This window comes from Vallitalea guaymasensis, assembly GCF_018141425.1.
GTDB classification, from domain to species: domain Bacteria; phylum Bacillota; class Clostridia; order Lachnospirales; family Vallitaleaceae; genus Vallitalea; species Vallitalea guaymasensis.
Map to the genome: position 1 here is coordinate 1,787,568 of NZ_CP058561.1, position 19,716 is coordinate 1,807,283.

The window sequence follows — 19,716 nt, forward strand, 5'->3', positions numbered from 1 at the left end:
TATGAAACCATTATTTTATATCATGAAAAGAAGTTTTGTAAATAGAGTAAAAGAAATAGTAAGAAAGCCTTCATACTTGATATTTTATATATTTCTGATACTCGTTATAGGAGGATTTTTTGTTATTAGCTTTATAATGCCTGCAGAGAATACTTCAACAATCCCAAAAATCTCCTTTGAACTGATTGCTGCTGGAAGTGTTCTGATAATAACATATTTTCAACTTAACCAAGGTATAGAAAAAGGAAATAGCTTTTTCAGGCAATCAGATGTGAATTTCGTATTTACTGCTCCAATTTCCAGAAAAAAAGTCTTGATATACGGATTTATAAAGGAAATGTTTACAACCCTATTGATAATATTTTTCTTGGTATTCCAAATACCTAACTTGAAAAATCATTATCCAATATCCAATGTAGGTATCATCGTATTAATTGTATCTGTTGCAGTTTTATTCTTTTGTATGTCATTGATATCACTGATACTCTATTCCATCACTTCCAAAAAAGGCAGCTATAGAGTATTAGCCAAACGAATAATCAACGGTATTTATATTGCTTTCATCTCATGGTTTACGATAACTTTAGTCAATGTAAAAGACTTGTTGACTGCTGCTAATAATGTGTTTGAAAGTAAGGTCTTCAACTCAATCCCTGTAGTAGGTTGGTTCAAAATAGTATTATCCTATTCAACGAAAGAACTAGATGGTACCTTCTATATGAACCTTATCTTCATAGTAATAACCATAGTGATACTAATGCTATTGCTATATAATCTTAATACAGATTATTACGAAGATGTTCTTGGCGCCACTCTAAGAAAAGAAAAACAACTAGCAGCTAAGAGATCAGGTAAATCAGTCAGAGAAATCAAAACCGACAAAGTAAAAAAAGTAAAAGGTAACTTTGGTTCTGGAGGAGCAAAAGCAATCTTTTACAAACATATGATGGAATATAGAAAAAGTGGTTTCTTCTTTATCAGCAAAGAAACCCTAGGAATAGTTGCTTTTGGTATCGCCTCCAAGTTTTTTATGGAACATTCAAGCTTAAGGACCGTCCTATACTTCAGCGTATATATGCTATTAATCTACTCTATGCAAGGTAAATGGATGGAAGAAATGAAAATGCACTATATATATTTAATACCCGCAGGTTCAATAGAAAAAATATTCTTTGGAACACTAGCCAACCATCTTAAAAACTTTGTAGACGGACTAATATTATTCGCAATATCAGGATTCATGTTCAAAGCCGACATAATAACTATATTACTAAGTGCCATAACCTACACTACATTCGGTGCATTATTCGTTTATAATGACGTCCTAGCCCGAAGACTATTTGGCTCAGCACATAGTAAAGTATTTAGATTAATTATGAAAATACTAATAGTCCTAGTCTTCATTGTACCAGGTATAGCAGGAGGGTCTATCATTGAATTCATAGTCCTAAAAGGAAGCCCATATGCAACATACTTCAATTACCTAATAATGATAGCCTACAACATAACTTTATCCTTCCTTCTTCTCCTATCAGGCAGAAAAATATTTGAAATCTCCGAACTCTAAAAAAGGACGTATAAGTCCTTTTTTACTGTCTGCAAAGTATTAAGTGAGTTATAGACAACGGTCATATATTGAACCCAACGCAAATAGCTACATTAGATAACCCAAGAGCGCCAAAAGACGAAAGAAACATATATATTGATAAAAACGACTTTTACAGCTTGTTGCCCTTCCTTCCAACCAGATAAAGCAACAAATGTAACGGGAGTGATTATCAATATATATGTTCTTCTCTTATTACCGTTGTCCAACAACTACAACACTTATTTCTTTAAATTTATTTATGATTCTTCTTTATAGGAATAAATATATCATGCTCCTTCTCCACAGTATACTCTTTCATAATATTCTGCGCAAACCTTGAAAAATACTCCTGTGAATTAATAACCTTCTTACCCTTCTTATTAATCTTAAGATATTCTCCCTCTCTATTCTTGGTCTTAGCCTTAACATTATCCTTCAACATAATCTTAAGAATATCAATAATCCTCTGCTTGATCCTCTGATCCTCTATAGGAAACATCAATTCCACTCTTCTATTAAGATTCCTAGGCATCCAATCCGCACTGGATAAATAAATTTCTTCGTCCTTATCATTATAAAAATAAAATATTCTGCTATGCTCCAAATATCTACCAACTATACTTCTAACAGTAATATTATCACTAACACCCTCTATACAAGGAATAATTCCACAAATCCCCCTGACTATCAATTCAATCTCTACTCCAGCAGAAGAAGCTTTGTATAGAGCTTTCATGATACCTGGGTCACATATAGAATTCATCTTAACTATAATCTTAGCCTTTTTACCTAATATAGCATTACTCTCTTCCCTTTCAATAAGCATCATAAATTTTTTCCTAAGCCCAATAGGTGCCATAGTCAATTTATTAAGCTTTGGAGGTTCAGAATATCCAGAAAGTGTATTAAAAACAGCAGAAGTATCCGCACCTATCTTTTCATTACAGGTCAGTATTCCCATGTCTGTATATAACTTAGCAGTGATATCATTGTAATTACCTGTACCAAGATGTACATATCTTCTTATTCCATCCTCTTCCATCCTTACAATAAGAGTAATCTTACAATGAGTCTTCAAACCAACCAATCCATATATAACATGGCATCCTGATTTTTCTAATCTTCTCGCCCATTGAATATTATTCTCTTCATCAAACCTAGCTTTCAACTCAACCAATACAGTTACCTGCTTACCAGATTCTGCCGCTTCAGCTAATGCTTTAATTATTGGAGACTCTCCACTTACTCTATAAAGAGTTTGTTTTATCGCCAATACCTTATCATCTCTAGCAGCTCTTTTAACCAACGAAACTACTGGTGTAAAAGATTCATAGGGGTGATGTAGAAATACATCTCTTTTTCTTATGACCTGAAATATATCTTCTTCTCCCAATAAATCCAAAGGAGTACTTGGATTATACCTATCATATTTTAGATGGTCGAATCCTTTCAAATCATATAATTTCATTAAGAATGTCAGGTCTAATGGACCATTAATATAATATATATCCTTATTATTGATTGATAGGGATTCCTTCAAGATATTGACCAGTCTTTCATCCATGTCATAAGCTACTTCTAATCTTATGGCTTCTCCCCATTTTCTTTTCTTTACTGATTTTTCGATTTCTATCAATAAATCTTGTGTATCCTCTTCGTCTATAGTCAAGTCAGCATTTCTTGTTATTCTATAGGGATAAGTGCATATTACCTTAAACCCTACAAACAATCGCTGCATAAATAATTTCATTACATCTTCTAATAGAATGAAATCAGTATGCTTATTACCATTATTAGGTATTTCTATGAATCTTGACAACACAGCCGGTACCTGAACAGTAGCAAATACCTCTTCTGCATTTCTTTTTATTAAAATAGCCAAATTTAAACTCTTATTAAGAATCAATGGAAACGGTCTGCTGGAATCAACTGCCAGGGGTGTAAGTACTGGATATATAACCTCTGTGAAATATTCTTCAAGATAGTTCTTCTGTTTTTCGTTTAAATCTTTTGTATGTATAAGATTTATACCTTTTGTTTTCAATAGAGGAACAATAGATCTTTTATAATGACTGTATTGCTCATCAACCAATTTATGTGTCCTTAAAGAAATCTTTTTGATCTGTTGTTTTTGTGTAAGCCCAGCTATATCAGGTTTATTGATTCCCACATTCAATTGCTCCTTCAAAGAAGCCAATCTAACCATTATGAACTCATCTAGATTAGAACTGACTATAGACATGAACTTTAACCTCTCAAATAGTGGATTATCTGAGTTTTTAGCCTCATCCAGTACTCTTTGGTTGAATTCCAACCAACTTAGTTCTCTATTTTCAAAATATAAAGGATTATCAAATGTATTTTCTACCATACTACTTACATCCCTTTCAAAATATATATTTAATAATTATACCTTCTCACGAAATAAATATTTATACATCAATACAGATATTATCTCCAATTGATTAATTAAATATCTATATAGATTGAACTTATCTATTATATTTTATTGTTATTGGATATTATTTGTTATTCATTATACCATATTATTTTCCTTTGTAAGTTCTGTAATTTATATTTATTTTTCTTTATTATATGATATAATGAATTTATAATATTTTTTATGGGTTAAAAAATATTTTATCTATAATATATATCTTAAGGGGACTTTATTATGAATACCGCAAATATAAATGAATTTATATCTTTTATATTATCTCACACCCAAAAATTGAATAGGGAAAAACCCTATAAGAAATCTGAGGACAGTTTTTTTGATAATCCTCTGTTAGTAGAAACGATTCAGCAAATAGATTACGGAGTTCTAATTGTAAATAGCTCAAATTATCTGCTGTTCATGAATAAGGAAGCTATGCGGGCACTCAACTTGCATAAGGAAGATTATAATATCAAAGATGTGTCATTGCTGTTTCAACATAAGAACATAACTTCTATCAAGAAAATTGATGATTGTGATTATCATTTTACATATTCTAATAACAAAATCTCTACATATAATGTAAAACTAAAAACTCTTTCTGATAATAATTACTTAATGATAACTCTCAAAAATATAACCCATGTCAAAAATCTCCAACAAGAATTAGAAGTTTCAAAACTCAAATACGATATACTTGTCAATAATACTCCCGATGTATTAATAAGGCTTAATAAAAAAGGTGATGTTACATACTTTAATTGTGGATTGACCAAAGAAATCAATATCGATCCTCATAAAGTAATCAATCAAAATATATTTGAAGTATTTCCTATTGATACTGCTAAACAAATAAAAGCCACTTCAGATAAAGTTTTACAAACTAAGAATCCTAGTTCTTTTAAAACAAATATCCTTATTAATGAGAACAATTATTATTTCATCATTAGACTCTATCCAGATATTGACGACCATGTGATGTGCCTTGCCAGAGATATATCCGAAAAAATATCCATAGAAAATAAACTGGAGTATCTTAACATTTATGACCCTTTGACAGGTCTATTCAATAGAGCTTATTTTGAGAATAAATTAGAATATTACAATGATCCTGCGTTCTTACCCATGGGTTTGGTTATATGTGACCTCAACAGTCTAAAACTAGTTAATGATACCCTTGGTCATTCATTCGGTGATACTATAATAAAAGAGTCGGCAAATATAATTCAATCCCCTCTTAGCAGCTATGAAGAAGCCTGTAGAATTGGAGGAGATGAATTTGCTATATTCTTTCCTAATTGCAGTAAATCCTTGCTTGAAAAATACAAAACAACTTTGCTTGAACGATTAGAGAGCTATAACTTGTCCAATCCTAAATTACCTCTTAGTTTTTCAATTGGTTATAGTCTAAGGGAAACAGTTGATACAGATATGGAAACCATATTTATTGCAGCTGACAATAATATGTATCATGAAAAATTGTTACAGGGGATAAAAAACAGAAATAATATTGTCCAAGGACTAATAAAATCTTTATCCAGCAAGGAATATAAGAATGAAGATACCAAGCAGTTCCTACTGGATAACGTTGTAAAACTTGCCAAAGCCGTAAATTATCCAGAACATAACCTTGACAATCTCAAATTATTTGTTAACTTCCATGACCTAGGTCAAGTGAGTATACCTAACAATATTTTATATAAAACAGAACCTTTGACAGCAGAGGAATTGAATATCATCAAAAGACATAGCGAAGTGGGATATAAGATATCATTATCAATACCTAACCTTTTTCATATCGCTGATTTAATATTAAAGCATCATGAGTGGTGGAATGGTGAGGGATATCCCCTTAATATCAAGGGCAACAGCATACCTTTGGAATGCCGTATATTCTCCATCGTTGAAAGTTACACAGCCATGATTACCAATAAGCCTTATAAAGATGCAATCTCCAGAAAAGCTGCTGTAGAAGAATTAAAACGATGTGCAGGAAAACAATTCGATCCTTTTATAGTTGATAAATTCATTGAAATCATTGAAGAGGAGTTAGACTCATGATATTAGAGCTAACTCCTCTAATAAGTTTTTAAACATTCTTTCATCCTCTTCTATCTCTAATCTTGTTCTTCTCAGTCTGTTCTTTATCAATGTGAAGAACTGTTCAAAAGTATATATCCTGAATCTTTCAACCTTTAATTTTTTACCAAAATACTCAAGTAATTCTATGATAAAATCACAGTAATCCCATTTTTCCCTAATACCTAATTTCTTGGCTAATCTAGGTATTACATCTTCTAGAATTGCACGGTTTACTGATTTGTTCTTTAGATTATTAACTTTGCAATACTTAGCTTTATTCTCATTGTCCATTTGTATAAGCGTGCTTATGAAGTATTCTTCTTCTTTGTCCGTATCTATATAGTAATGCCTTCCTCTTAATCCTTTAACCCTTCTTATAGCGTCATAATAACCAAGATTAAGATTATAATTCGCTTTGTTGGTATCAAATTCCAATATCCCCCCTAGATTCTCGGACGGAGCTATCTCAAAGACATTAATATCTTCCATGTTTGATTTTTTATCAAATCCTATTCCTTTTATCTTGATGACGATGAGATTTTTGTATCCTTTATCCACCAGCATACTCATTGGCGAATTATTATAGAAACCTCCGTCAAGATATCTTGTACCATGGAGTTTTTCATTTTTGAATACAGGTAAGTATGAACTTGCTAACAGAAAATCGTTTAATCTTCCTTCTTCAATATCTTCTATAAATAATTCCAGTGGTTTTCTATCTGATAAAGAAATGGTGACTAAACCAAATTCTATATCTGAATTCCTGACTTTTTCTTCGTCAACCACTTCTGCAATCATTTTTTTCAAAGGAGTTACATCAACTCCCCTATCCATTATTACTTGGATGATTTTATTAAATATTTTCTTGAAATCCAAGTCCTTGAAATCTAGTTTTGTTATTCTTTCCAGAATATCATCTTCAACATTTATAACTTGAGAGTATCTGATATTCTGCCAAAGCTCAACTGCTTTGTCCAGGTTATCTTGTGCCACTAACACACCATTGAGAGCTCCTACAGATGTACCTACAACCGCTTTTATATTGACATCTAATTCTTTGAGAGCTCTTAAGACACCAATCTGATAAGCACCTTTGGCTCCTCCACCTTCAAGTACGACTCCGTATTCTTTACTCATGTCTATTCTTAGGTCCATAATATTCACCCTCTAAGCATATTTCTTTTTCTTCTTGAAGTATCCAAATATTCTAACCAACAGCAGAATCAAACCACTGAAAATCATATTTCCGTAATAAGTAATAATCCTCCAAAGTGCCATAGCGTATAATAACACGTCTCTTGAGAAAAATACTTTGAACAGCAAATAAAAACTTCCTTCTGATGCACCAGCTCCACCTGGAGTTGGTATAAAACTGACTACTACATATACAATAGTTTGTATACCCAATATATCAATATAATTAGCACCTGTTGATCCTAATGATAGATATATAAAATAGGTTATGGAAAAATATATAGTCAATTGTATGAAAGTCATAACTATCAAGGTAAGCATGGTTTTCTTATTATTCTTTATCTCTTCTATATTCTTTACATAGTCATCAATGTGTTCAATTATTGAATCTCTCTTGATACGTTTCCCTAGATGAAGTTTTTTTGCGATCAATATAACAAAATCAAGTATCTTAACAACTACAGTCTTAGAATAGGATAATAAAATAATTAGTACTCCACCAATAAGGTTGATACTAAGACCTATAACTATAAAAACTATTAGACCGCTGTACTTATTCATTATGAAATGAATCTTAGTAAAAAACATACTAATTGCATATAGTGAAACTACAACTTGAAATATCAAAAATTTCTTAACTGTAATTGTTGTACCCACAGAAATAGGGATATTATATCTAGTCTTCATGGCTATTATTTGAGCAGGTTGTCCACCAGCTGCAAATGGTGTAATCAGACTATAGTATTGTCCCACAAATGATAGATATACTGATTTCATAAATGTTATTTCTCTACTTATTTCTTTGCCTATTATATAGATTATTGTTGAATTAATTACTAAATATAGTAGCATCAATGATATTGCTATATACAAAAATTTTATTTCTAACCTTTTTACTAGTTCAGGAAACTCAGCAATTTCTTTACTATTTGCTAGTAAATATACTGTTATTACAGTAAAAACAACTACTATAATAATCCCTATTATCTTTTTCTTCATAATTATTTTTCTCCCAGATTCTTAATGATAGCCTCTCTAGACATCCATACTTCTCTTGGTTCTCTGAATTTTCCATTTTCCTTTTCCTTTGAAGAAAATAAAACTCTTATTAGATTATCCCATATTTTGATAAATTTTTTCATATAGCCTCTTTTCATTTCAAACACATCAAAACCTAATCTCTTAGTTAGAGGATATAATACAGTTCTTCCAAATACTGCCTTTACGTTTTTATAATCTTCATTATTTTTTAGTACATTCGCCATAGCTACTACTTCCGATTGAAATACTCTTATGACTTTTGTAACTGGAACCTCTTTGATAGTATCATTATTAATGTGGATCTCAGCTACTGTATCACCTTTTTTGATGACTGTACCATCAGATAAACTTACATCTTTCCCTTTATATTCTAATATATCAATATAGACATAGTTATATTTTGAACCAGGTATAAAAATCAGATTATGGGTTTTTATATATCTTTTATTCATGAAAGTAAAAAACTTTTTCAATAATTTTTTCATAGCGTTCTCCTATATAGTTTATTATAACCAACTTAACCTTTAATCATTTCATCAATTGTTATGAAATCAAATCCTGAATTCAACAATTTTGGTATGGTAGATTCTAATGCACCAAGGGTGTTATTTGGAGCACCTTTGGCACCTCCACTATCATGTAGAACAATGATATCCTTATCTTTTATCCTACTTAGTAGGATTCTTTCTATATTAGACGAAGAATTGTTTTTTCTCCAGTCAAAAGCTTCCACAGTCCATAGTATTATTTTCAAATTATTCTTTAATGCATTTTTTAAAGTCAATGCATTAAATGTTCCCCATGGAGGTCTGTAATATGTAATATCTAGTCCAAGTCTATCAAATATGGCTAAGCCTTTTTTAAATTCATTAATTGTTTCATGTGGCAAACTCAACCAAGCTGATTTATGATATAGAGTATGCATCCCTATTCCATGACCTTCTTCTACCATTCGTTTTACTATATCTTTATTTTGGTCTGCTTTATCAGCTACTAAGAAAAACGTTGCTTTTATATTATTCTGTTTAAGTATATCTAGTAATCTGTTTGTATACAGTGGGTCTGGTCCATCATCAAATGTCAATGCTATAGTTTTTCCATTACTCTTATTAATAGTTTTTATTACTTCTTTTGATTTATTTCTTGCAATGTAATTAGGTATAACCATGTAAAACATGAATACAAGCAATAATACCAATAAAATGTATAATGCTATCATAGTAAATCACCTTACCTTACTGAATGATGGTTAATCTCTACTTGTTCAGATTATAAACAGACATAATATTATCTGCCAGAGACTTCATGTCAATGTTCTTTTGCTCTTCTTTTATACTCTTTATCATTTTACTTCTAATATCTTCGTGTTTCATGACTAGACTAATCTTATCTATTAGTTCTTTTTCACTTTGAACAACATATCCTAATTCTTTTTCCTCTATATAACGGCAATTCTCTAGTTCTTGTCCCAAAACAGGTTTATAAATGATGAAGGGCAGATTACTTGCTATTGCTTCAAATAAAGTAATGCCTCCTGGTTTGGTTATCAACAAGTCAGTTACAGCCATTATATCAGCTACTTTATCAGTGTATTTCAGGATATTTATGTTACTATATTCATTATACTTGCTTATTTTGTTATATAGGTCTTTGTTATTACCAGTGATGATATATAGTTTTATTCGCTTATTGGCAGCTATCCATTCATAGAATGATACTTCTTTGGGTATAAGTCCTAATCCTCCGCCCATCATCAGCACTACAAAATCCTTCTGGGATACATTGTATTCTTGTCTAAGTTCTGGCAGATTTTTATCCTCTAAGAACTCTCTTCTAATAGGAATTCCTGTTGTTATCACAGAATCCTTGCTTATACCTCTTTTAACTATACTCTTATTCACAGTATCTGTAGCAACCAAATACATATCATTTCCTTTATGAAGCCATTCTGAACCTTTTACGATATCAGTTATGCATGTTATCAATGGTATGCTAACGTTATTGTCTTTCTTATGTTTTGTCACATAAGCAGAACATGTAGGAAAAGTTGATATAATAATGGAAGGTTGCACATCTTCCAGATATCTAGCTAATCTTCTTGAACTAGATTTATAGCAAGAGTGCAACTTACCAAATTTATCGTTATTATTTTTTTTGTAATAATCAAAGTTATAGATAGGTGTACCGTACTTGATCAATATCCCAAAAAATTTATAGATGTACTTATATAGTTTCGGTCTGATAATCTTGTACATATCAACGATTTCAATATTCACATTACTATCTACATCATTTATATAACTTTTTATTGCATTTGAAACAGATTTATGTCCACTTCCAAAATCAGCAGTAAGGATTAGAATATCACACTTAGTTTGCATCTTTTATTATCTCCGTAAAGGGTTTATATTCTTCCATTAATTCAAGGCATAGGTTAATGGTTTTTTCTATGGAATGATCCTTTGACATCTCTTTCATATTTTGTTTCAGCCATTTTATCTTACTAGGGTCATTCATTAAAACTCCTACGACTTCGTCTAATTCCTTCACACTATCTACCTTTATCGCTGCTCCAGCATTAACAAGAACCTCTGCGTTCTCTTCTTCCTGTCCTGGAATGAAATAAGGTATTATCATTGGTATATTCTTAGTAAGAGCCTCTGTTACTGTAAGACCACCTGGCTTGGTTATAATTACATCTGACAACTCCATAAGTTCAGGTATCTTATCAGTGAATCCAAGTATCTCTATATACTTATTAGGAATATACTCACTATATTTTTCATCAATAGAATTTTTTAGGGTGTCGTTATTACCACAGACAACAATAATCTTAAGCTTATCCTCGATATTAAGCAGATTCTTGAGTGCCTTCTTGATAGAACTTACTCCCATACTTCCACCCATCAATAGGATAGTAAATATGTCCTCTTTTTTTTCTGTAACAACATCTTCTCTAAAGATTCTCTTGATAGGTATACCGTAGCAATAAACTTTATCTGGAGATATTCCTCTAGCTACTATACCGTTTTTAGTATAACTGCTGCCTACTAGATAAGCATCTACATTATCACTTATATAGCTTTGATGTGGAAGAAAATCAGTTACTATGGATAAAAATGGTATATCGATAATACCATCACCTTTTAGTGAAGAGATTACATCTACCAATAAAGGGTGTGTACTTATTATCATACTCGCATTTTCAAAATTAACTATTTCTTCAATTTTATCTGTTAATGCTTTTATGAATATCTTAGCAACAGGTTTGTTCATAGTTTCATTATTGCTGATCTTGTATATTGTTCCATACATTTTAGGCATTAAAGTCGCAAGTATCTTGTAACCATCTGATACTAACATATCCAATGATTTACTTACTTCCTTTAACGGCTCTACAATAACAGCCTTATATCCTTTTTCTTCAAACTCTAATTTTAATGCACCAGCTACCTGATTATGTCCATAACCTGTTGATGCTGATACTATTACTATTGTTTTTTTCATAATTATCCCCCTAAATTAATTAAAGCTAAAAGTCCGTCTAATAATTAGATCCGCTTTTTACTTATAATTTAGATGCTTATAAGTTTTTTACTATCAAGACCATTTTACATATCTTGCAAATCATTATTATCTTGTTATTAGATTATTTTCAAGTATATACTTGGATGTATCTAATAATTGTAATGCTCTATTATAGTAATCTTCTAAATAAGTGTTATCCTCAATTACCTCATTCGTCTCTAAATCTTTTGCTGTACTAGTACTGAATAGTGATTCTCTTGACATTTCAAATATAACATCATCTGTTATAAAAGATCCTCTTAACATATATGTCACGGATGCAACATATCCTTTTTTAGCATTGACCAAATCTTGTCCTAGTATGTATTTATTTTTTATAGGTACTCCCAGTAGGTTAGTTATGGTAGGTAAGAAATCAACCTGCCCTCCTACAGTAGATATGGTCTCATTAATACCAGAACCTGGTATATTAATTATTAAAGGTATATTAAGCATCTCATTATAGTCATATTCTTTACCTAAATATCTAGTCATACATTCGTAGTTGCTTGCATCCTTACAGTTAAGTCCATGATGGTCACCATATATAGCTATGATTGTATCGTCATACAATCCTTTTTCTTTTAATATTTCGATAAATTTACCAATAGCCATATCTGAATAATGTACTCCTTGTAGATAGTTACCGAATACTGTGCCTTCATCTTCTGAATTCAACTGTATAGTATTGTATTTGTCAGGAAGTATATAAGGATGGTGACATGATAATGTTATCAAGAAAGAATAGAATGGTTTTTCCATTTTCTCTATACGTTCTGTTGCTTGTTCAAACATACTCACATCTGATAAACCAAATCCAATCTTTTCATCAAGTTCCATATCCTCAAGACTTACATAATCCTCAAATCCTTGATTTGGATATGCAGCTTCTCTATTCCAGAAACTTCCTTCATAGCCATGAAATACTTTTGTACTGTAACCATTTTCTCTCATGATCCAAGGCAAACCATAAAATGTATTATCCTGGTATAATCTATAGCATTCTCCATCAATTACTGGATAGATAGAATTCTGAGTTGAAAACTCTGCATCTGATGTATTTCCTCTTCCAATATTCTGATAGTAATTTTCAAAGTATAATGAATCCCCTTTAATCAGTTTGTTAAGGTTAGGTGTAAGCTCCTGCCCTTCATAATAAGCATTGATAGGGAAATCCTGTAATGATTCAACTTGAATAACAATTAAGTTCTTATCTTTTGCTACCCCAAGATATTTTTTATCTAAAGGTCTATTGTTCTGTAGTTCATCAATCACTTTTTCAACGTTTTCATTTGACTTGATTTGATTATCTTTGTAGCCAAATACTTTTGTGTAGATATCATTTATATGATATGTCAAAAATTCAGTATTACTAACTGCTTTTATAGCATCTGCATTCATCGGATTCCATGACATCAATAATAACAAACCTAATAATAGTGATGTTAATACTTTCTTGTAAGGTTTGAATTTTATAGTATCATCACCTGTTATCTGTGCTCTCTTCTTCTTGAAGTAAATATAGTATATAGGTATATCAATGAATAATAGAATACTTATAGGTGGTGTAGTAAATTTGATACTTTCATCAACAACAATCAGATTATTCATCTGTGCTACTTGATTAACTGATGGTAATTGATTGAAATAGCTGTAATACAAACAATCTGCAAACATTAATAATGTAAGCAAAGAATATACAATTAAAAATGATCTATTACAGTGCTTACTATTGCTAAATAAATATGATACAAAAATTACTACAAAAAATAAAAATGTTATGCTTCCTATGATAATACTTGATTTTGTAAATCCTATTAATAAATAAAAACATGTAATTTTAGCTAACAGTATAGCTAACATAATAAAATCTTTATACGATACTTTTTTTAATTCTTTCATTTCAATATTTCTCCCTTATTTGACACACTAAAATTATACATTTAATGGGCTAACTATAATATAGAACATCTAATAAGCTAGCCCATTATATTATTTAACTTTTATCAAATTGGCATAATTCAATGCATCCACTAAGTTAAATAGTATATATCTTAGTCAACTTTATCATCTTTTGCGATTTCCACAACTGATTTAGCTAACCCTGCTAAACCTTGTATCTCTGATGGAATAATTATCTTAGTTGCTTTTCCATCAGCTGCTTTAGCAAAAGCTTCTAGGCTCTTAATAGATATTACTTGGCTTGAAGGCTTGGATTCATTAATCTTCTTAATACCTTCTGCAGTAGCTGTTTGAACTTTTAAGATAGCTTCAGCTTCACCTTCTGCTTCTCTTATAGCTGCTTCTTTCTTAGCTTCAGCTCTAAGGATAGCTGCTGCTTTTTGTGCTTCTGCTTCTAGTATTGCTGATTCTTTTTTACCTTCTGCCACTAGGATAGCTGATTTTTTCTCACCTTCAGCTCTAAGGATCGCTTCTCTTCTACCTCTTTCTGCTTTCATCTGACGCTCCATAGCATCTTGAATCTCAGCAGGTGGTATAATATTTTTAAGTTCAACACGATTGACTTTTATTCCCCATGGGTCTGTTGCTTCGTCAAGAATACTTCTCATTTTTGTATTGATAAGCTCTCTAGATGTTAATGTTTCATCAAGTTCCAGATCACCAATTATATTTCTTAGTGTAGTTGCTGTCAAGTTTTCAATTGCTGATAATGGATTAACTATTCCATATGCATAAGCCTTTGGATCAGTTATTTGGTAGTATACGACTGTATCTATTCTCATAGTAACGTTATCTTTGGTAATAACTGGTTGTGGTGGAAAGTCTAAAACTTGTTCTTTTAATGATACTCTTCTTGCTACTTTATCGATTAGTGGTATTTTGATATGTAATCCCACTGACCAAGACGTCTGGAATGCACCAAGTCTTTCAATTACATAAGCATGTGCTTGTGGTACCACCTTGATACTAGTTATTATTAAAATAACTACGATAGCAATAATTCCAATTCCTACATATTCCATATTGTATTCCTCCTCATAATTTATACAAAATGTTATTTTACTTTTTCAACAATCAATTTTACACCTTTTACTTCGGCGACTTTTACTTTCATACCTTTTTCTATTGAACTACCATGTAAAGAACGGCAGCTCCATATTTGTCCGTCAACTTTTACTTGACCTTTTGCAGAAAGGTTATCAATATCTTCTATAACTATTCCCACTTTGCCTATTATTGATTCATAGTTTGTTTTCGCATGACCAATTTTGAGTACTTTCAATGCTATTGGTCTTGTAAAATACAATAAGCACAAGGAAACAATTATAAAAACTACTACTTGAATAATAATTCCTGCTCCAAATAAAGATACTAATAGCGAAGCCAAAGCTCCAAATGCAAACCAGATTGTTGTTAATCCGAGAGTAGCCGCTTCAAGTATTATACATATGATTAATACTCCAAGCCAAATTAAATATGGTTCTGGCATATCTTACTTCCTCCTTTTAATAAAGAGTTGATATGTTATATCATAATCTTATGTTAATATATTTATGCTATTTATTATGATTCTACCTTATTATATTTTACAAAAAAAACTTACATAATGCAACTTTATTATTTTTGTGCTACTACTTGATTAAATTATTATCATAGATATAGTTTTTATAAGTTAAAACTTAACTTTTTGATAAATTTTGAGGTTAATTTATATGATAATGATAATTTTAATATATATAGATTAATATTTAATTAAAAATTGTTTAATTTATAATTATGTTTTTGTTTATATTTATTTATTTTTACATAGTAATGATAATCAAATAACTTTTTACTTCACATTAAACAGGAGATACCGTTTTTTCCAATGAAAAGTTAAAAAAATTACTATTATTCATATTGAAAACCTTATATTAATGTAGTATCATTTATAAATAGCTATGTATAGGAGATGAAAAAACATGGAATTTTTAGGAAAGAAATGGAAATTTGTTGCAATAGTTTATTTTATAGTTTGTTACATCTTTGTTATGGTTATAAAACATATGTCATTAAGTACATTATTACTCTTTTATGCAGGTTTTATACTTTTAACAATTGTTCTGTTCTTAGGAACTTCAATAGGTTTTATAGGAATATTGGTTCAATCAGCCTTCAAGAATGATGATAAGGCATATAAATATTATAGGTTGGCATATAAACTACATACCAATAATATTAGTATCATAACTTCTTATGGACTAGTCCTTCTAAAAAAAGATAATATCAATGAGGCAATTGAAATTTTTAAAAAGGCTCTAAGCCTAAAACCTCAGTTTCTTGCAGACAAAATTATAAAATGTAATATTGCCATATGTCATTGGAAACTAGGCAATATTGATGAAGCTATAAATATGTATGAAAAAGTATTCAAAGATTTTGAAAAAGCAACTGACACAGACGATGAACCAAAAGAATTAGAAGAATCACTAGATGAAGAAAACGAGCTAACTGACGAATATGTAATAAAAACTAATTCATATGTATATGCTCAGGATTATACTACTCTAGGATACTTGTATTTGCTTAAGAAAGATTATGACAAAGCTATTGAAAACAGTAAAAAAGCTTTGATGTTGAATGCTACCCATGCTCCTGCACTTGATAATCTTGGACAGATATATTATGAATTGAATGATTACGGTGAAGCAATCAAAAATCTAAAATCTGCATTAGAGATTAATCCTAATATGGCTGATAGCAACTATTATATGGGATTGATTTTTGAAAAGAAAAATGATATAGAAGAAGCAAGGAAATATTACAAGAAAACTGCTTCTTGTAATATTAATGCTCTTAACACTGTTACACGTGAGGATGTTGAGAGAAAATTGGAGAAATATAGCTAAATATAGGCTAACAGTCGCAGAGGTAGTATAGGGGGATATTCCGTCAGCAAATTAAACGTCCATGTTTGATAAATAATAATGGACATCGAGTCCATTATTATTTCTGACAGTCCAGTAGGGCTGTCAGGTGAATTGCTGAGTTCGCCGTCCATGGCTCACTGCTTCATATTCCCCTATACTACCTACGCTCGTTGATTCAATTTTAACTGTTTACATTTTCATTCAAAATTTAAAAAAGGAGCAATTATTACATCTATTAATGCAATAATTGCTCCTTTTATACTATATAGAATTAAGCAGTTACAAGCGCTTTACCTAAATCTATACACTTCTCTAATTCTTCTCCCTCAGGTTCTAGATTAACTGCAAGACCATCCTTGACTAAAGTAGCACCACATGATTCCATTCTTTCCTGCCAGTTTCTCATCCATTCCCCGTCTCCCCAGTCATAAGAACCGAATAGGGCTAATTTTTTATTTGACCAATCAATATCTTCTATACTTTCAACAAAAGGTTCCATTTCATCTTCTTCCAATACCTCTGCTCCCATAGCTGAGCATCCAAGAGCTATATGTGTTGCTTCTTTCACCATATCCTTGTTAGCCGCATCAACAGAAACGATTTGTACTTCTTTTCCCTCTGCTTCTATACCTTTTGCAATACCATTAGCCATTGCCTCTGTATTTCCTGTACCACTCCAATAAATAATTAATGCTTTATCCATTTTATTTACCTCCATATTAACTTATTAGTAATTCAAAAACTTGTTGAGGTGTTTTATGTACCAGTAATTTTTCTGTATGATGTTTTACTTTTTGAATATTATCATATAGTCTATCTGATATATTGGCATCACCATAAATCCTCCAATAATTAACTTTTGTCAATGGCAAATTAACGACTCCCATGAATCCCATTACATCTTTTAATGGATAACCTAAAAATATTCCTATTTCATCAGGTATCTTACCCATGCTTATTCTACTGAACAGTTTTTCTAAGCAATCTTCTAAGGAATAACTAGGACTATACCCACACGTTGCTAAAAAATTTCTAATATTCTTTTTATGCAATATTTTTTGTAGAGCATATTCATTGTAAATAAAGATTTTTATGCTCTTACTAGAGTAATTAATGATTTCACCTTTTATTTTACTGCAATTGTTATACATGGTAGTTAATAGTTTCAATTTGCCCCTAACATTTTCTTCACTTTTCGGTAGGCTTATTATTTCAGCTGGCTTTATTCCTTTTATTACTGGACTTATGGTTTTCAATAATCTCTTTTCATAATCGTTGCACACATGATTAAGTATACATTCTTTGTTATTTTTACAAGTTCTCATAAAAACACCTCCATCATGATAATGACATTCATTATCAATAACATGATAACATAAAAATAAGAAGTTGTGAAGAGATATTTTAAATTCTTTACAACTTCTTTTTCTAACTATATTAAAATCTATGGTAACTGCTATCTACATGTATTTTCTTTGTCTCAATACTTCATATGCTATTATGCTGGTAGCCACTCCTGCATTCAAGGATTCAGACCTTCCTATCATTGGAATCTTGATATTTTTATGAGCAAGTTCGGTTATGTCTTTTGACAGTCCATTCCCTTCATTACCAATCAATATACCCACACCATGTGTTAAATCGCAGTCATATATATTACTACTCCCTTGTAAATGAGACGCTAGAATCTCAATACCTTTTTCTCTAAGTATATTGATATCTTCTCTCAAATTACTTTCTGATATGATAGGAACTCTGAATATTGAACCCATGGTTGCTCTAACAACCTTTGGGTTATAAACATCCACAGAACCTTTTGATATTATTATACCACTTGCTCCAACTGCATCAGCTGTCCTAATAATAGTTCCAAGATTGCCTGGATCTTGTATATTCTCTAATATTATTATCAGAGGCTTTTTATCCATTAAAATATTTAGTTCCATAGGAACTATCTTAATAATGCCAAGTATACCTTGAGGTGTAACTGATCCAGATATATGTTTCATTATAGAATCACTGACTATCTCGATTCTAATATTTTCTTGAATTAATCCATCTACATAAGTACGTTGGTTCTCATAGTATGTTTCAGTAACAAAAATTTCACTAATACGGCTCTTATCTATTTCACTAATTATTTTTTTGCCTTCAACAATGAATAAACCTTCTTTTTTCCTTGTTTTGGACTTATTAAGTAACTGTATTATCTTTTTCACTTTAGTATTCTGCATACTAGTAATCATATATTTCATTCCTAATGTTTTATTATATTTATCTTCTTGAGGTCTTTATTACTTCCAATTACAACTAATACATCACCATCTTTTAGTGTTACATCCGGACCTGGTGTAATACTGATATTAGCGCCCTGTCTGATAGCCATAACATTCATACCATATTTTGCTCTCATATCTAACTCTTTCAAGCTCTTACCTATCCATTCGTCTAATATGGAAACCTCAACTATACTATAGTCTTCTGATAACTCAATATAATCAACAAAGTTTTCTGAGATTAGATTATTAGCTATTCTAACACCTATTTCTCTTTCTGGGAAAACAACTTTGTCTGCTCCTACTTTTTCAAGAACTTTCTTATGAATTTCATTTTGTGCTTTTGCAAGTACATATGGAACTCCTAATTCTTTTACTAATATTGTTGCCATAATACTTGACTGCATATCATTTGATATAGCAATTATGGCTGCATCAAAATTTCTTACTCCCAAAGCACTTAATGCATCTTGGTCTGTAACATCCGCCTGTACAGCGTGTGTTACTGTAGATGCTATATCTTGAATAATTTCTTCATTTTTATCAATTGCCAGAACATCGCAACCATTCATACTAAGTGTCTGTGCAACACTTTGTCCAAATTTCCCTAATCCAAATACTACAAAATCCCTTTTCTTAGCCATTAATATTTACCTTCCT

The 19,716-nt window shown here is 30.9% G+C and carries 17 protein-coding genes; 3 read left to right on the forward strand and 14 right to left on the reverse strand.

The window, feature by feature from the left end:
- Position 1: 1 nt before the first annotated feature.
- Complete coding sequence (locus HYG85_RS08025; RefSeq protein ID WP_212693053.1) at positions 2 to 1,567, forward strand: putative ABC exporter domain-containing protein; 1,566 nt, start codon at positions 2 to 4, stop codon at positions 1,565 to 1,567.
- 274 nt (positions 1,568 to 1,841) lie between these two features.
- Here the strand turns inward: HYG85_RS08025 and HYG85_RS08030 are convergent, their stop codons facing one another.
- Positions 1,842 to 3,959: an RNA degradosome polyphosphate kinase gene (locus tag HYG85_RS08030; RefSeq protein WP_212693054.1), complete on the reverse strand. Its 2,118-nt coding sequence runs from the start codon at positions 3,957 to 3,959 to the stop codon at positions 1,842 to 1,844.
- Between the two features lie 303 nt (positions 3,960 to 4,262).
- Between HYG85_RS08030 and HYG85_RS08035 the strand changes: the two genes are divergently transcribed.
- The gene (locus HYG85_RS08035) at positions 4,263 to 6,086 is read left to right on the forward strand and encodes a sensor domain-containing diguanylate cyclase/phosphohydrolase (RefSeq protein ID WP_212693055.1); all 1,824 of its coding nucleotides are present in this window, start codon (positions 4,263 to 4,265) and stop codon (positions 6,084 to 6,086) included.
- Here HYG85_RS08035 and HYG85_RS08040 read toward each other — a convergent pair.
- From HYG85_RS08040 to HYG85_RS08080, 9 genes are all read right to left on the reverse strand, one after another.
- On the reverse strand, positions 6,081 to 7,262 hold the full coding sequence (locus tag HYG85_RS08040) for a patatin-like phospholipase family protein (protein ID WP_212693056.1): 1,182 nt from the start codon (positions 7,260 to 7,262) through the stop codon (positions 6,081 to 6,083). The two genes, HYG85_RS08035 and HYG85_RS08040, sit on opposite strands and share 6 nt — an antisense overlap.
- A 12-nt stretch (positions 7,263 to 7,274) precedes the next feature.
- A complete protein-coding gene (locus HYG85_RS08045; RefSeq protein ID WP_212693057.1) occupies positions 7,275 to 8,300 on the reverse strand; it encodes a lysylphosphatidylglycerol synthase transmembrane domain-containing protein in 1,026 nt (341 codons plus the stop codon).
- 2 nt (positions 8,301 to 8,302) lie between these two features.
- The gene (locus HYG85_RS08050; RefSeq protein ID WP_212693058.1) at positions 8,303 to 8,827 is read right to left on the reverse strand and encodes a YkoP family protein; all 525 of its coding nucleotides are present in this window, start codon (positions 8,825 to 8,827) and stop codon (positions 8,303 to 8,305) included.
- A 32-nt stretch (positions 8,828 to 8,859) separates the two neighbouring features.
- On the reverse strand, positions 8,860 to 9,561 hold the full coding sequence (locus tag HYG85_RS08055; protein WP_212693059.1) for a polysaccharide deacetylase family protein: 702 nt from the start codon (positions 9,559 to 9,561) through the stop codon (positions 8,860 to 8,862).
- A 37-nt stretch (positions 9,562 to 9,598) separates the two neighbouring features.
- On the reverse strand, positions 9,599 to 10,723 hold the full coding sequence (locus tag HYG85_RS08060; protein WP_212693060.1) for an MGDG synthase family glycosyltransferase: 1,125 nt from the start codon (positions 10,721 to 10,723) through the stop codon (positions 9,599 to 9,601).
- Positions 10,713 to 11,849: an MGDG synthase family glycosyltransferase gene (locus tag HYG85_RS08065; protein WP_212693061.1), complete on the reverse strand. Its 1,137-nt coding sequence runs from the start codon at positions 11,847 to 11,849 to the stop codon at positions 10,713 to 10,715. The genes HYG85_RS08060 and HYG85_RS08065 overlap by 11 nt, the downstream gene beginning before the upstream one ends.
- A gap of 126 nt (positions 11,850 to 11,975) precedes the next feature.
- On the reverse strand, positions 11,976 to 13,811 hold the full coding sequence (locus tag HYG85_RS08070; RefSeq protein WP_212693062.1) for an LTA synthase family protein: 1,836 nt from the start codon (positions 13,809 to 13,811) through the stop codon (positions 11,976 to 11,978).
- A gap of 152 nt (positions 13,812 to 13,963) precedes the next feature.
- Positions 13,964 to 14,893, reverse strand: coding sequence for an SPFH domain-containing protein (locus tag HYG85_RS08075; RefSeq protein ID WP_212693063.1), 930 nt, complete (start codon positions 14,891 to 14,893; stop codon positions 13,964 to 13,966).
- Positions 14,894 to 14,925: 32 nt separating this feature from the next.
- Positions 14,926 to 15,360, reverse strand: a complete 435-nt coding sequence (locus HYG85_RS08080) for an NfeD family protein (RefSeq protein ID WP_212693064.1) — start codon at positions 15,358 to 15,360, stop codon at positions 14,926 to 14,928.
- 472 nt (positions 15,361 to 15,832) lie between these two features.
- Between HYG85_RS08080 and HYG85_RS08085 the strand changes: the two genes are divergently transcribed.
- Complete coding sequence (locus HYG85_RS08085) at positions 15,833 to 16,759, forward strand: tetratricopeptide repeat protein (RefSeq protein ID WP_212693065.1); 927 nt, start codon at positions 15,833 to 15,835, stop codon at positions 16,757 to 16,759.
- A gap of 292 nt (positions 16,760 to 17,051) precedes the next feature.
- Here the strand turns inward: HYG85_RS08085 and HYG85_RS08090 are convergent, their stop codons facing one another.
- The 4 genes from HYG85_RS08090 to HYG85_RS08105 all read right to left on the reverse strand — a co-directional run bounded on the left by HYG85_RS08090 (position 17,052) and on the right by HYG85_RS08105 (position 19,700).
- Positions 17,052 to 17,483: a flavodoxin gene (locus HYG85_RS08090; RefSeq protein WP_212693066.1), complete on the reverse strand. Its 432-nt coding sequence runs from the start codon at positions 17,481 to 17,483 to the stop codon at positions 17,052 to 17,054.
- A gap of 16 nt (positions 17,484 to 17,499) precedes the next feature.
- Entirely contained in the window at positions 17,500 to 18,105 is a 606-nt protein-coding gene (locus HYG85_RS08095) for a DUF3793 family protein (RefSeq protein ID WP_212693067.1), read from the reverse strand.
- Between the two features lie 135 nt (positions 18,106 to 18,240).
- On the reverse strand, positions 18,241 to 19,026 hold the full coding sequence (locus tag HYG85_RS08100; RefSeq protein ID WP_212693068.1) for a TrmH family RNA methyltransferase: 786 nt from the start codon (positions 19,024 to 19,026) through the stop codon (positions 18,241 to 18,243).
- 11 nt (positions 19,027 to 19,037) lie between these two features.
- A complete protein-coding gene (locus HYG85_RS08105; RefSeq protein WP_113672453.1) occupies positions 19,038 to 19,700 on the reverse strand; it encodes a potassium channel family protein in 663 nt (220 codons plus the stop codon).
- Positions 19,701 to 19,716 lie beyond the last annotated feature (16 nt).